14 protein-coding genes are annotated in these 13,004 nt (G+C 71.7%); 5 read left to right on the forward strand and 9 right to left on the reverse strand.

Going from position 1 to position 13,004, the window contains the following annotated elements; genetic code table 11:
• Positions 1–133: 133 nt before the first annotated feature.
• The 4 genes from K4B79_RS31070 to K4B79_RS31085 all read left to right on the forward strand — a co-directional run bounded on the left by K4B79_RS31070 (position 134) and on the right by K4B79_RS31085 (position 5,117).
• Complete coding sequence (locus tag K4B79_RS31070) at positions 134–1,453, forward strand: Nramp family divalent metal transporter (RefSeq protein WP_232030610.1); 1,320 nt, start codon at positions 134–136, stop codon at positions 1,451–1,453.
• Positions 1,450–2,889: an amidase gene (locus K4B79_RS31075; protein WP_232030612.1), complete on the forward strand. Its 1,440-nt coding sequence runs from the start codon at positions 1,450–1,452 to the stop codon at positions 2,887–2,889. The genes K4B79_RS31070 and K4B79_RS31075 overlap by 4 nt, the downstream gene beginning before the upstream one ends.
• Positions 2,886–4,127 carry an NAD(P)/FAD-dependent oxidoreductase gene (locus K4B79_RS31080; protein ID WP_232030614.1) on the forward strand — a complete coding sequence of 414 codons (1,242 nt, stop codon included), beginning with the start codon at positions 2,886–2,888 and terminating at the stop codon, positions 4,125–4,127. The genes K4B79_RS31075 and K4B79_RS31080 overlap by 4 nt, the downstream gene beginning before the upstream one ends.
• Positions 4,128–4,301: 174 nt before the next feature.
• Entirely contained in the window at positions 4,302–5,117 is an 816-nt protein-coding gene (locus K4B79_RS31085; protein WP_232030616.1) for an SAM-dependent methyltransferase, read from the forward strand.
• A 64-nt stretch (positions 5,118–5,181) separates the two neighbouring features.
• Here K4B79_RS31085 and K4B79_RS31090 read toward each other — a convergent pair whose 3' ends face one another.
• Together K4B79_RS31090 and K4B79_RS31095 are read right to left on the reverse strand one after the other, a co-directional pair.
• A complete protein-coding gene (locus K4B79_RS31090) occupies positions 5,182–6,093 on the reverse strand; it encodes a helix-turn-helix domain-containing protein (protein WP_232030622.1) in 912 nt (303 codons plus the stop codon).
• 60 nt (positions 6,094–6,153) lie between these two features.
• Positions 6,154–7,008, reverse strand: coding sequence for a helix-turn-helix domain-containing protein (locus K4B79_RS31095; protein ID WP_232030623.1), 855 nt, complete (start codon positions 7,006–7,008; stop codon positions 6,154–6,156).
• Between the two features lie 181 nt (positions 7,009–7,189).
• On the opposite strand from K4B79_RS31095, the gene K4B79_RS31100 reads away from it, so the two are divergent.
• A complete protein-coding gene (locus K4B79_RS31100) occupies positions 7,190–7,915 on the forward strand; it encodes an alpha/beta hydrolase (protein ID WP_232030624.1) in 726 nt (241 codons plus the stop codon).
• A gap of 82 nt (positions 7,916–7,997) precedes the next feature.
• On the opposite strand, the gene K4B79_RS31105 is transcribed toward K4B79_RS31100, so the two are convergent.
• The 7 genes from K4B79_RS31105 to K4B79_RS31130 all read right to left on the reverse strand — a co-directional run bounded on the left by K4B79_RS31105 (position 7,998) and on the right by K4B79_RS31130 (position 12,946).
• Positions 7,998–9,158: an NAD(P)-binding domain-containing protein gene (locus K4B79_RS31105; protein WP_232030625.1), complete on the reverse strand. Its 1,161-nt coding sequence runs from the start codon at positions 9,156–9,158 to the stop codon at positions 7,998–8,000.
• Between the two features lie 138 nt (positions 9,159–9,296).
• Positions 9,297–9,419 (reverse strand): hypothetical protein, encoded by a 123-nt coding sequence (locus K4B79_RS48685; protein WP_374208529.1) that lies wholly within the window; start codon positions 9,417–9,419, stop codon positions 9,297–9,299.
• 15 nt (positions 9,420–9,434) lie between these two features.
• A complete protein-coding gene (locus K4B79_RS31110) occupies positions 9,435–9,743 on the reverse strand; it encodes a GNAT family N-acetyltransferase (protein WP_232030626.1) in 309 nt (102 codons plus the stop codon).
• A 182-nt stretch (positions 9,744–9,925) separates the two neighbouring features.
• A complete protein-coding gene (locus tag K4B79_RS31115; protein ID WP_232030627.1) occupies positions 9,926–11,038 on the reverse strand; it encodes an SPFH domain-containing protein in 1,113 nt (370 codons plus the stop codon).
• A 15-nt stretch (positions 11,039–11,053) separates the two neighbouring features.
• Complete coding sequence (locus K4B79_RS31120; RefSeq protein WP_232030628.1) at positions 11,054–11,491, reverse strand: NfeD family protein; 438 nt, start codon at positions 11,489–11,491, stop codon at positions 11,054–11,056.
• Positions 11,492–11,583: 92 nt separating this feature from the next.
• On the reverse strand, positions 11,584–12,459 hold the full coding sequence (locus K4B79_RS31125; RefSeq protein WP_232030629.1) for a carboxymuconolactone decarboxylase family protein: 876 nt from the start codon (positions 12,457–12,459) through the stop codon (positions 11,584–11,586).
• Between the two features lie 76 nt (positions 12,460–12,535).
• Entirely contained in the window at positions 12,536–12,946 is a 411-nt protein-coding gene (locus K4B79_RS31130; RefSeq protein ID WP_232030630.1) for a MerR family transcriptional regulator, read from the reverse strand.
• Positions 12,947–13,004 lie beyond the last annotated feature (58 nt).

Raw genomic sequence — 13,004 nt, forward strand, 5'->3', positions numbered from 1 at the left:
TGAGCGTATGGCCGATTCCGTCATTTTCCCAGGGGTTCTTGTTCCCTTCCGTCAGCGTGCCCGACGCTGCCGGAGAGACGCCGCCCGCATGCGCCGTACGACCTGTGACTCCCATGACTCCCCGACATAGGAGATGGCCGACGTGACCGCGACTCCCCCCGACAGTCCCCCTCGGTACCTGAGCGCGCCGCCCTCGCACGCCCCCGCCACGCGACGCGGCCAGCTGGCCGTCCTCGGCCCCGGGCTGGTCCTGGCGGCCGCCAGCGTGGGCGCCGGTGACATGGTGACCTCCCTCGCGGGCGCCGCCGGCTACGGCATGGCCCTGATGTGGGCGATCCTCGTCGGCGTCGTCCTGAAGTACGCGCTCACCGAGGCGGTGGGGCGGCTGTACCTGGCCACCGGGCTCACGGTGATCGCGAGCCTGCGGTCGGCGGGGCGCTGGCTGCCGTCCGCGTTCTTCGTCTTCGTGCTGGTCATCGGACTGCTGTACGGGGCGGCGCTCAGCTCGGTGGCCTCGCTGGCGCTGTCCACGCTGTTCCCCGCGCTGCCCCTGCGGCCGGTGGCCGTGGTGATCGCGCTGGTGTCGGCCGGGCTCGTGTACGTGGGCCGGTACGCGGTGTTCGAGCGGGTGATGAGCGGGTTCATGCTGGCCAAGTTCCTCGGCATGGTCGTGCTGGCGGTGGCCACGCTCGTCACCATGGACGACCCGTCCGCCGTGGTGACCTCGCTGCGGCCGCGGCTGCCGGAGGGCGACATGATCACGGTGCTCGCCCTGGTCGGCGGGGTGGGCGGCACGGCCGGTGTGGCCTCGTACAGCTACTGGGTGCGGGAGAAGCGCTGGCAGCACCGCAGCTGGCTGCCCGTCATGCGTGCGGACGCGGGGGTGAGTTACGCGGTCACGTTCCTGTTCGTGGTGTGCACCTCGATCGTGGGCACGGGCCTGCTGTACGGCACCGGCCGCACGATCACCGGCAACGACGGGCTGGCCGCGCTGGCCGAACCGCTCGGCGCGGACCTGGGGTCGGTGGCGCGCGTGCTGTTCCTGGGCACCTTCTTCCTGGTGACGCTGAGCGCGCTGGTCGGCGGCTTCAACGCGCTGTGCTATCTGCTGTCCGACTCGCTGCGCACCCTGCGCGGCATCCCGGAGGCCGACGCCGAGGGCCAGATGGGCCAGCGCAGCCGCCCGTTCCGCGGGTTCGTGCTCTACTGCGCGGTCGCCTCCGTGGTGGTCACCTTCATGGGGCGCCCGGTCCGCCTGGTGCTCACCTACGCCGCCGTCGGCTCGCTGATCCTGCCGCTGCTGTCGGGAGCGCTGCTGGTGCTCCTCAACCGGCGCGGCATCGAGAGGCCGTACCGCAACAAGCTCCTGTCGAACGTGCTGCTGTCGAGCTCCTTCGTCCTGTTCGGAGTGCTGGCCGTCGTGCAACTCAAGGAAACCCTGGGAGGACTGTGAACCCCGCCGAGCTGTGCTTCCGCACCGCCACCGACCTCGCCGCCGCCGTGCGGCGCCGCGAGCTCTCCGCCCGCGAGGTCGTCACCGCCCATCTCGAACAGATCGAGCGGGTCGATCCGTCGGTGAACGCGATCGTCACCCTCGTCGCCGACCGGGCGCTGGAGGAGGCCGCCGCGGCGGACGAGCGTCTGGTGTCGGGGGCGGAACCGGGCCCTCTGCACGGGCTGCCCGTCGCGCACAAGGACCTCCACGACACCGCGGGCATCCGCACCACGTACGGCTCACCCATGTTCGCCGACCACATACCGACCCGGGATCATCTGGTCGTCGAACGTCTCAGGGCGGCGGGCGCGATCACCATCGGCAAGACCAACGTGCCCGAACTCGGCATGGGTTCGCACACCGTCAACCCGGTCTTCGGCGCCACCCGCAATCCCTACGACCTCTCCCGCAGCGCGGGCGGCAGCAGCGGCGGCGCGGGAGCGGCCCTGGCCGCCGGCCTGCAGCCGATCGCCGACGGCAGCGACACCGGCGGCTCGCTGCGCAACCCGGCGTCCTTCAACAACGTGGTCGGCCTGCGCCCCTCCCCCGGCCGGGTCCCGTCCTGGCCCGACAAGGCGCCGTGGGGACAGCTGTCGGTCAAGGGCCCCATGGCCCGCACGGTCACCGATGTCGCCCTGACCCTGTCGGTGCTGGCCGGCCCCGATCCGCGCAGCCCGCTCGCCCTGGAGACGCCAGGGTCCGCCTTCACCGGCGGCCTGGACAGCGACGTCCGGGGCCTGCGGGTCGCCTGGTCGCCCGACCTGGGCGGGAGCGTGCCGGTCGACGCCGAGGTGCGGGACGTGGTGCGCGGCGCGGTGGAGGTGTTCGCGGCGCTGGGCTGCGAGGTCGAGGAGACCTGCCCGGACCTGTCCGGCGCCGACGAGGCGTTCCTGCTCCAGCGCGCCTGGCAGATGGAACTCGCCTACGGCCCCCTGCTCGACGAACACCGGCAGCGCATGTCCCCCGACGTGGTCTGGAACATCGAGGAGGGCCGCAAACTCGCCGGCCCCGACCTGGGCCGCGCCCAGCTCCTCCAGGCCGAGATCTTCCACCGGGTACGGGAGTTCTTCCAGCGCTACGACCTTCTGCTGCTGCCGGTGAGCCAGGTGGCGCCCTTCGCCGTCGAACTCGCCCACCCCGCCTCGGTGGACGGCACCGCGATGGAGACGTATCTGGACTGGATGCGCTCCGCCTACCTGATCACGATGACCGGCTGCCCGGCGCTGTCGGTCCCGGCCGGCTTCACCCCGGCGGGACTGCCGGTCGGCGTCCAGCTGGTGGGGCCGCACCGGCGGGACCTGGCGGTGCTGCGGGCCGGGTACGCCTTCGAGCAGGCGACGCTCGTCGGCGAGCGCAGGCCCGCCGTGGCGACGGCGGACGGGGTCCGGCCGTGAGCCCGCGCAGCGCCGTCGTGGTCGGCGCGGGCATGGCGGGGCTGGCGACCGCCTGGTTCCTCCAGGAGGCGGGGGTCGAGGTCACCGTGGTCGACCGGGAGGGCGTGGCGGCCGGGGCGTCCTGGGGCAACGCGGGCTGGCTGTCCCCCGCCCTGACCGTCCCGCTCCCCGAACCGGCCGCCCTGAAGCTGGGCCTGCGCACCCTGCTCTCCCCCGCCTCCCCGGTCTACGTCCCTCCGCGCGCGGACCTCCGGCTGGCCCGTTTCCTGCTGGCGTTCACCCGCAACTGCACCCACCGGCACTGGCGGGTGGCCATGTCCGCGCTCGCCGCGCTCAACCGCGGGGCGCTGTCGGCGTACGACGAACTGGCCGAGGGCGGGATCGCCGAGCCGACCCGCGCGGGCGACCCGTGCCTGCTCGCGTTCACCTCCCCGGCCGGGCGTGCCGCGCTCGTCGCGGAGCTGGACGCGGTGCGCTCGGCGGGCCAGGACGTCGCCTACGACCTGCTCACCGGGGCCGAGGCCCGCGAGCAGGAGCCGGCGCTCTCGGCCCGCGTCGACGCGGGCGTCCTCCTGCACGGCCAGCGGCATCTGAATCCCGGGGCGTACGTCGCGGCGCTGGCCGACGCGGTGCGGGACCGGGGCGGCAAGGTCCTCACGGGCCTGGAGGTCACCCGGGTCCGGGACTTGGGCTCGGACGTCGTCGTCCTGAGCTCCGACGGCACCTCTCTGCGGGCCGACGCAGCCGTCCTGGCCCCGGGTGCCCGGCTCGGCCGGCTGGCCGCGCCCTTCGGGGTGCGCACCCCGGTGCAGTCCGGGCGCGGCTACAGCTTCAGCCTGCCCGCGGAGGGGCTGCCCGGCCGGCCCACGTACTTCGCCGAGCAGCGGGTGGTCTGCACTCCGCTCGGGGACCGGGTGCGGGTGGCGGGCATGATGGAGTTCACGGCACCGGACCGGCCCGCCGATCCCCGTCGTATCGAGGCGATCGTCGCCGCGGCCCGTGCACTGCTCCCCGCGGCCGACTTCGACCGCCGTACCGACGCATGGGCCGGCCCGCGTCCGTGCACCGCCGACGGTCTGCCCCTGGTCGGCCCGACCCGCTCGCCCCGCGTCCACGTCTGCGGCGGCCACGGCATGTGGGGCATCGCCCTGGGACCGCTGAGCGGCAAGCTGCTGGCGGAGTCGATCGTCACCGGGCGCCCGGCCCCCGAGCTGACGCCGCTGCACCCACTGCGATGAGAACAGGGTGAGAAACATGACGACGGACCCGCCAACCAACCACCAACCGGCCGCCGAGCAGAGGTAGTTGGGGCGGATGGTTCACATGAGTCGCTCCTCGGGGCATAACGTGGGCTTCCACGACTGGTGTTCGACGGTTCGTGGTTCTCCCTCTACGTACACGCAGGAGCGTCCATGACTGATGAGGCAGCCAACTCCGCGCAGGAGGCGTTCGCCAAGATCGACACGTCTGTGCCGCAGTCGGCCCGGATCTGGAACTACTGGCTGGGAGGGAAGGACAACTACGAGGTCGACCGGGTGGCCGGCGACGCCTTCCGCGAGATCTTCCCCGGCATCGAGACCGGAGCCCGCGCCGCCCGCTACTTCCTGGCCCGCGCGGTCCGTCATCTGGCCGCGGAGGAGGGCATCCGGCAGTTCCTGGACATCGGCACCGGACTGCCCAACGTCGACAACACCCACCAGATCGCCCAGCGGGTGGCCCCGGACAGCCGGATCGTCTACGTCGACAACGACCCGCTGGTCCTGGCCCACGCCCGCGCGCTGCTCACCAGCACACCGGAAGGCGTCACCAACTACGTCGACGCCGACCTGCGCGACCCCAGCACCATCCTGCGGGAGGCCGCGAAGACGCTGGACTTCGACCGGCCCGTCGCCCTCATGCTGATGGGCATCCTGGGCCACATCGAGGACCATGACGAGGCGCGCTCCATCGTGCGGGAACTCGTGGCCGGCCTGCCCTCAGGCAGCTTCCTCGTGCAGTACGACAGCACCAGCACCAGCGAGGACTACGTCACGGCCATCCAGCAGTACAACGAGGGCGGCTCGATCCCGTACATCCTGCGCAGCCCCGAGGAGATCGCGCGCTACTTCGACGGGCTGGAACTGCTCGAACCGGGCGTGACGTCGTGCTCGCGCTGGCGTCCCGACACGGCGGCCCTTGACCTGCCCGCCGAGGTGCATCAGTACGGTGGGGTGGCCCTCAAGCGCTGAGCAGGGCCGCCGGGCCGGGGGGGGCAGGTCTCCCGTCGGATGTCGACTGAGATCTCCCGTCGGTTCAGGTCTCCTGGAGGATGCGGTGCAGGATCGTAGGGGTCTCGTCCGGTGATTCGGCCTCGACGACCAGGCGGTTCATGACGTCCCAGTAGCACTCGATCTCGGCCGGCCGGTCCGGATAGAGAGCGGTGGTGAGTTGTTCGAGGTAGACGACGTCGGGCAACTCGCCGCCGGGCAGACGCAGGATGGTGACCGGACCGGCCTCGCCCGCGTGGGCGCCGGCGTGGAACGGCAGGACCTGCACCGAGACCTGCGGGAGCCGGCAGATCTCGATCAGGTGCCGGAGCTGCTCGCGCATGACACGGGCGCCGCCCACCGGTCGGCGCAGTGCCGCCTCGTCGATCACCGCCCACAGCTGGGCCGGTGACGGCCGGTCCAGGATCCGCTGCCGTGTCGTCCGCAGGGTGACCCGCCGGTCGATCTCCTCCGCGGGAGCGTCCGGGTGGGCGAGGCGGATGGAGGCGCGCGCGTAGTCGGGGGTCTGGAGCAGGGCGGGAACCCGCTGCACCTCGAAGCAGCGGATGAGGCTCGCGGCCTGTTCGGCCCCGAGGTACGTCTGCGTCCAGGCGGGCACGATGTCGTTGTAGTACTGCCACCAGGCGGGGGTGTTGGCCTGGTCCACCAGCGCCATCAACGTGGCGCGTTCGGCGTCGTCCGTGACGTCGTAGAAGGTCAGCAGATCGGCCACGTCACGCGGTTTGAACCGGTGGCGGCCCGCCTCCATGCGGCTGATCTTGGACCGGGAGGACCGGATGACCTGTCCCGCGGCCGCACGGGAGACGTCCCGTTCCTCCCGCAGCCGGCGTAACCGTGCTCCCAGGACCAGGCGCGGCACCATGGGGCCGGCCGACCGGCCGTCCAGAGAGTCGCCGAGGAGGGGTGATGGTGTAAGTGCGGCCTCTTTGGTGCCCATGGGCCTTCTTTCCGCGACGAACGCAACGCTCTACACATACAAGCACGGTGGCCGGCCATCCTAGGGGCTGTCCTGTACATGATCTTGGATTGTGGCGGCCACGGAGGCGAGCAGCGCCAGTTTGTCGGCGTCGTCGGTGCCGGGATCCGGGTGGTGGACGACCAGCGTCTGGCCTGCCGTACCACCGATACCCAAGCGCTCCCGGTTCAGTCGGAGGCGACCGACCTGGGGGTGGTCCAGGTACTTGGGTTCGCCTTCGCACGCCTCCACGTCGTGGCGGGCCCAGAGCCGGCTGAAGTGGGGGCTGGCGAGGGAGAGTTCGCCGACGAGTTCGATGAACCGGGGGTCGTCGGTGTCGGTGCCGACGGACTGGCGGAAGCCGGCGACCATGCCTCCGGCGGCGTCCCTCCAGTCCGGGTGGAGGGCCTGCTCGGCGGGGTCGAGGAACAGGTCCCGCAGGCGGTTGCCTCCCGGCACGAGGCGCGGTGACAGCGTGGTCGCCAGGGCGTTGGCGGCGAGGACGTCGAAGTAGCGCCCCTCCACGATCGCCGGCAGCGGGAGGGAGGCGACGAGCTTGGCGATGCCCTCGGGCACGGTCTCCTTCCGGGGCCGGGGCCTGGACCGGCGCCGACGGGAGGTACCGGCGCCGAGGCGCAACAGGTGAGCCGTCGCGTCCTCGTCCAGTCGGAGCACGCGGGCGAGCGATTCCAGGACCTGCGCGGAGGGGTTGCGGTCGCGGCCCTGTTCCAGGCGCAGGTAGTAGTCGGCGCTGATGCCGGCGAGCATCGCGACCTCTTCCCGGCGCAGGCCCGGTACCCGCCGCGTCCCCACCACCGGAATGCCGGCCTGTTCCGGAGAGACGAGTTCACGGCGGGCGCGTACGTAGTCGCCCAGCGGGTTGGGTTCGCCGGTCATCTCGCCACCGTAGTACGCACGGCCGCCCGCGTGCCTGGTCCTGTCACCCCCAGGACCACGGGGGCCCTGGCTCGGTCGGGGCACGGGCGACAAGCCTGGCCGTCGGCCCGCCGGGCGGACAGGTACCGCTCACCCGACCCGTCGCGGCCGGACACGGCGGAGCACAGCGAGGAGCACGACCATGACGACGTATCTGCTGGTGCACGGCGCCTGGCACAGCGGGCGGTGCTGGGAGAGGGTGGTCCCGCTGCTGGCGTCGGCCGGACACCGGGTGCTCGCACCGTCGCTGACCGGCTACGGGGACACGGCGCATCTGCTCAGCCGCGACATCGGGCTCGACACGCACGTCGACGACATCGTCGGTCTGATCGCCGGGCAGGACCTCACCGAGGTGGTCCTCGTGGGACACAGCTACGCCGGGCTGGTGATCTCGTCGGCGGCCAACCGTGTCCCGGACCGGGTCGCGCGGCTGGTGTACCTCGACGCGATGGTCCCGGAGGACGGCGAGAGCGCGGCCGATGTCCTGCCCGTCACCCAGGACCTGATCGACCGCGCCGAGAAGTCCGAGAGCGGCTGGCGGGTTCCGCCGCTCCCCGAAATGCCGCCGCCCGCCGGTCTGTTCGGGGTCACCGACCCGGCGGACGTCGCCTGGCTGCGCTCGATGCTGTCGGACCACCCGGTGCGCTGCCTGCGGCAACCGGTCCGGCTGGACAACCCGGCCGTGCGCGCGATCCCCCGGACGCACATCCACTGTGTCACCGGCAAGCCCGAAGGCTTCGCCCGGCGTCCCGTCCCCGCGTTGCAGCCCAACGGCGCCCCGGCGCAGGTGTGGGAGTTGGAGACCGGCCACGACTGCATGATCACCATGCCGGCCGAGCTCACCGAACTCCTGCTCGGGCTCGGGTAGGTGGGGACGCGGGGGGGCAGGCGTGCGGGCGGTGTCCGGTCCGTACGTCGGTCAGGCGGGCGGTGTCCGGTCCGTGCGTCGGTCAGGCGGGCGCCGCGGTGGCCTTCCAGTGCCGCAGCAGGCCGGTGACCGCCTGGCGGCCGGCGCGGTTGGCGCCGACGGTGGACTGGGACGGCCCGAACCCGACCAGGTGCACCCGGGGTTCGCCGGCCACCTGGGTGCCGCGCATGGTGATCCCGCCGAGTTCGTTGCGCAGCCGCAGGGGGTCCAGGTGTGCCAGGGCGGCCTTGAAGCCCGTGGCCCACAGGATGGCGTCGACCGGTGTGAAGGAGCCGTCCGCCTCGCGGACGCCGCCCGGCTCGACGGCGGTGAACATGGGACGCCGTTCGAGTGCCCCGCGCTCCTTCGCCGCCAACGCGTACGGTGTCCAGGCCAGTTCGGTGTAGGAGACGACGCTGCCGGTGGGCCTGCCCGCCTCGACGTCGGCGGCGACCTTGGCGACGACCTCACGGCCCTCGACCTCGGGGGCGAACCCCCCGGCGCGGAAGACCGGTTGACGGCGCGTGTACCAGAACGTGGTGGCCACGCGCGAGATCTCCTCCAGCTGCTGAAGCGCCGAGATGCCGCCGCCGACCACGGCGACCCGCAGACCGGCGAACCGGTCGGCCGAGACGTAGTCGCGGGTGTGCAGCTGGATCCCGGTGAACGTCTCCTGTCCCGGGTAGTGGGGGCGGACGGGGTTGGTCCAGGTGCCGGTGGCGTTGATGACAGCCCGGGCGGTCCAGGTCCCCGCGCTGGATTCCACCAGCAGGTCCCCGTCGGGCCGGGCGTCCACGGGCCGTACCGCGCTGACGGTCACCGGCCGCAGGATCGGCAGGTCACTCGCCTCCTCGAAGGCGGCGAAGTAGCGCGGCACCGCCGTACGGCTGGGCTCGTCGGGGTCGACGGGAGGTTGCGGGAAGTCGGGCAGGTCGAAGATGCCGTTCACGGTGCTCATCCGCAGCGACTCCCAGCGGTGCCGCCACGCCCCGCCGGCGGCCGGTTCGGCGTCGAGCACCACGAAGGTGCGGTCGCCGTCCGGGTCGGTCAGGGCGCTGGTGAAGCCGCGCCGCTTGAGGTGGTGGCCGGCCGAGAGCCCGGACTGGCCGCCGCCTATGACCACGACGGTCGCGTGCCCACCGCCGCCCGCTCCTCGCTCGGGTTCCGCCCCTCCGCGCGGCGGGGCGAGGGTTTCGGCGGACATCGGCCCCTCCTTCGGGGGTGCGCTTGCTCAGGGGGGCGCTGCCGGGGTGGCGAGCGGCGTGGGGTCGGGGTCAGCGTGAGATCGGGATCAGCGTGATGTCGGGGTCTGGCGCGACGGGCGGGTGGGGTCGTTGACGGGTCACCGGCCGTACGGGCCCGAGTGGTCGCAGTACGGCTGGAGCCGGCTGCGCGAACAGCCACACAGCACGGCCCGGGTCTCGCTACGGCGGCCCTCCTCCGTCTCCAGAGAGAGCTCTCCCACCGCCTCCGCGGCCGCTCAGTCCGTGACCTTGCTCCGGGCCTGGTACAGCAGGTCGGCGTACTCGGGGTGGCGGGCGATCCAACCCGCGTAGAAGGGGCAGGTGGCGAGCACCCGGAGTCCGGCGGCACGCGCCTCGTCGAGCGAGGTCCGGGCCAGCGCGGAGCCGATCCCCTGCCCCTCGTACTCCGGCGCCACCTCGGTGTGCAGGAACGCGATCAGCTCGGCCGTCCGGATGTACTGCGCGAAGCCCGCGACCTCGCCCGTCCCGTCGGCCCGTGCCTCGTAACGGCGCTCCTCGGGTACGTCGACGACCTTGACTGTCACCTGTTCTCCTTGAAGCCGGCGGATGGGCGACGGGACGCGAGCGCGAGCCGCCACAGACCTGCTTGATACATCAACTAAATTACTCCCATGACTGTTGACCTGTCAACGACTAAGCCGGTCGGGGCAGCCAACCACGCCTCCGGGGACGGCGTCCTCACCCCGGAGACACCCGGCGGTGGGGTTCAGTCTCCGGACGCCCGTCCGAGGTGCGGCACCTGGGGGGACGTCGCGGCCGCGGCCTCCGCCTTGGCGTCGCTCACCGCTTCGGCGGCCTGCCTCTCGGCCTCGTCGGCGGCCGCGGCGGCCTCCAGGGAGACCGCCGAGCCGGCGGCCAGCTCCGGAGTCCGGCCGTCGTCCGAGGCCGCGTCGGCGGTGGCGGCCTCCCCGGCTTCCTCCGGCTGCGCGGGCCGGGCAGGACCGGCTGTCGACTGGTCACCGAACGCGGTGGTGACGGTCCGGATCGCCTCGGTCAGCTCGCCCGGGATCACCCAGAACGTGTTGTTGTCGCTGTTCGCCAGGTGCGGGAGCGTCTCCAGGTACTTGTAGGCCAGGATCTTCGCGTCGGCGTTGTTGCGATGGACGGCCTGGAAGACCAGCTCCACGGCCTTCGCCTCGCCGTCCGCCCGCAGGATCATGGCTTGTTGCGTGCCCTGGGCCTCCAGGATGTCCTTCTGCTTCGTGCCTTCCGCGGTGAGGATCTTGGCCTGCCGCTCCCCTTCGGCATGCAGGATGGCCGCGCGCTTGTCACGCTCGGCCCGCATCTGCTTCTCCATCGCTTCCTTGATGGTGTGCGGTGGATCGATGGCCTTGATCTCGACGCGGTTGACCCGGATGCCCCACTTGCCGGTCGCGTCGTCGAGGACGGCACGGAGCCGGGAGTTGATCTCCTCGCGCGAGGTGAGCGTCTCCTCCAGGTCCATGCTGCCGATGACGTTGCGCAGCGTGGTCACGGTCAGCTGGTCGATCGCCTGGAGGTAGTCGGCGACCTCGTAGGCCGCCGCCCGCGGGTCCGTGATCTGGTAGTAGAGCACGGTGTCGATGTTCACCACGAGGTTGTCCTCGGTGATCACCGGCCTGGGGTCCGACGAATAGACCTGCTCGCGCACGTCGAGTTTGGTGTTGATGCGGTCGGCCACCGGCAGGACCAGGTTCAGGCCGGGTTGCAGCGTCCGGCGATACCGGCCGAACCGCTCGATGTTGTAGCGGCGTGCCTGCGGGACGATCCGCACAGTGGAGGCCACGAGGAAGACGACGACGATGGCCGCCACAAGAAGGGGGACGACGACTGGATCCACAGTGCCTCCGTTGCTTTACGGAAGGAGCTCGCGGGGGTAGACGATGGCCGTGGCGCCTTCGATCTCCATGACGTCCACCAGCGCTCCCACCGGGATCACCAGTGTCTCGTCAAGGGCCCGGGCGGACCACTCCTCGCCGGAGAGCTTGATCAGTCCGCGGGTCGCGGTGACCTCCTGCATGACCTCCGCCCGCTTGCCGATCAGCGCATCCGTGCCGTCGAGTGTGAGCGGTTGCTGCGCCATGGCCCGCAGCGCGACGGGCCGGACGATGACGAGCCCTGCGGCCGCCGCCACCCCGAGTGCCACGAACTGGCCCAGCACACCGACGCCCACACCGGCCACGACGGCGGCGACCAGCGCGGCACCCGCCATCAGCCCGAAGACCAAGGTCAGGGTGAAGAACTCCGCGACACCCAGCGCTGCGGCGGCGAGCAGCCATGCGAACCACGCCATCGAACCGCCCTCCTCGAGGGGCCTTCCCCACCAAACTACCTCCCGGGACGCCGGGCAGACAGACAGCAGCGAGGTCGACTGCGAGGTCCGGATCAGACGGGGCGGATCCCGCGCTCCTCGAAGACCTCGCGCAGGACACCGACGGCGTTGAGCGCGCGGGGGAATCCGGTGTACGGGACGGCCTGGACGACCGTCTCGATCACCTGCCGCGGGGAGAGTCCCACCCTGAGCGCGGCGTTGAAGTGCACCTTCTGCTGGGGTGCCGTGTCACCGAAGGCGATCAGTCCGCCCAGAGTGACGAGCTGCCGTTGCCGCAGGTCGAGCCCCGGCCGAGGGTAGACGTCCCCGAAGGCGAACTCGACGATGTACCGGCCGAGATCGGGTGCCACGTCCTTCAGGGACTCGATCACCTCGATGCCGTGCTCGCCGTCGACCTCCCGCAGCTTGTCCTCGCCCCGCGCGTAACGGTCCCCGCCGGGCGCCACCGCGATCGGCTCGACGCGCACCCCTCGCTCCTCGAACGCGGCGCGTGCGGCGGCCAGCGCGTTGAGCGTCCGCGGGAACCCCGCGAACGGAACCAGATGGACCAGCGCCTCCACCACCTGCGCCGCCTCCAGTCCGACATGCAGCGCCGCGCCGATGTGGAACCGCAGCTGCGGGGCGGTGTCCCCGGCCGCCGTCAGAGCGCCGATGGTCACCAACTGCCGTTGTCCCACGTCCAGTCCGGGCCGCGCGTGCACATCCCCGTACGCGAACTCGACCACGAAGCGACCCAGATCCGGGGCGATGTCCTCCAACGCCTCCACGGTGGCGAGGGCGTCCTCGCCGGCGATCTGCTTCATACGGGCGGCGCCCCGCACGTACCGCGCGGACTGCCGGTCCTGTTCGGACCGCTCGGACTGCTCGGGCCGCCCACGATCCGGGCTGTCGGCCACCGCCACGCCCGGTCTCGCCAGGGGAGCCGCCATCGCACCGACCCCTCCGACAGCTCCGTACCGCAGGAGGGCCCGCCTGCTCCTGCCCGCCTCGCCCTCCCGCCGCGCGTCACGCCTGTCGTCCGCTGTCCCCATCCTGTTCCTCCACCAGTCGCTCGTAGTGCGCGATCTTGTCGTCGATGGCGTCGAGACTGCGCATGACGGCCTCGTACTGCTTCCTGACCTGTGCCTGGTGCCTCCCCAACAGCTCCAGCCGCGCCCGCACGGTGGCGTCTCCACCCCGGCGCAGTTCCGCGAACGCCAACATCCCCTGGATGGGCATCCCGGTCGTCCGCAACCGCAGCAGAAACGCCATCCACGCCAGATCCGCCGCCTGATAACGGCGCCGTCCGTCCGGCCCGCGCTCCACGCTGTCGATCAGCCCGATGCGTTCGTAGTAGCGGAGAGTGGAAGGGCTGAGTCCGGTCAGTTCGGACGTCTCGGCGATGGTCAGAGTCCCGTCGATCCGTTCGGTCGCCACACGAGGACGGTAGGAGTTGAAGCGCGCTTCAACGCAAGGAACGTTCTCAGCCAGAGGC

This window comes from Streptomyces lincolnensis (assembly GCF_021173675.1).
GTDB lineage: Bacteria > Actinomycetota > Actinomycetes > Streptomycetales > Streptomycetaceae > Streptomyces > Streptomyces lincolnensis_B.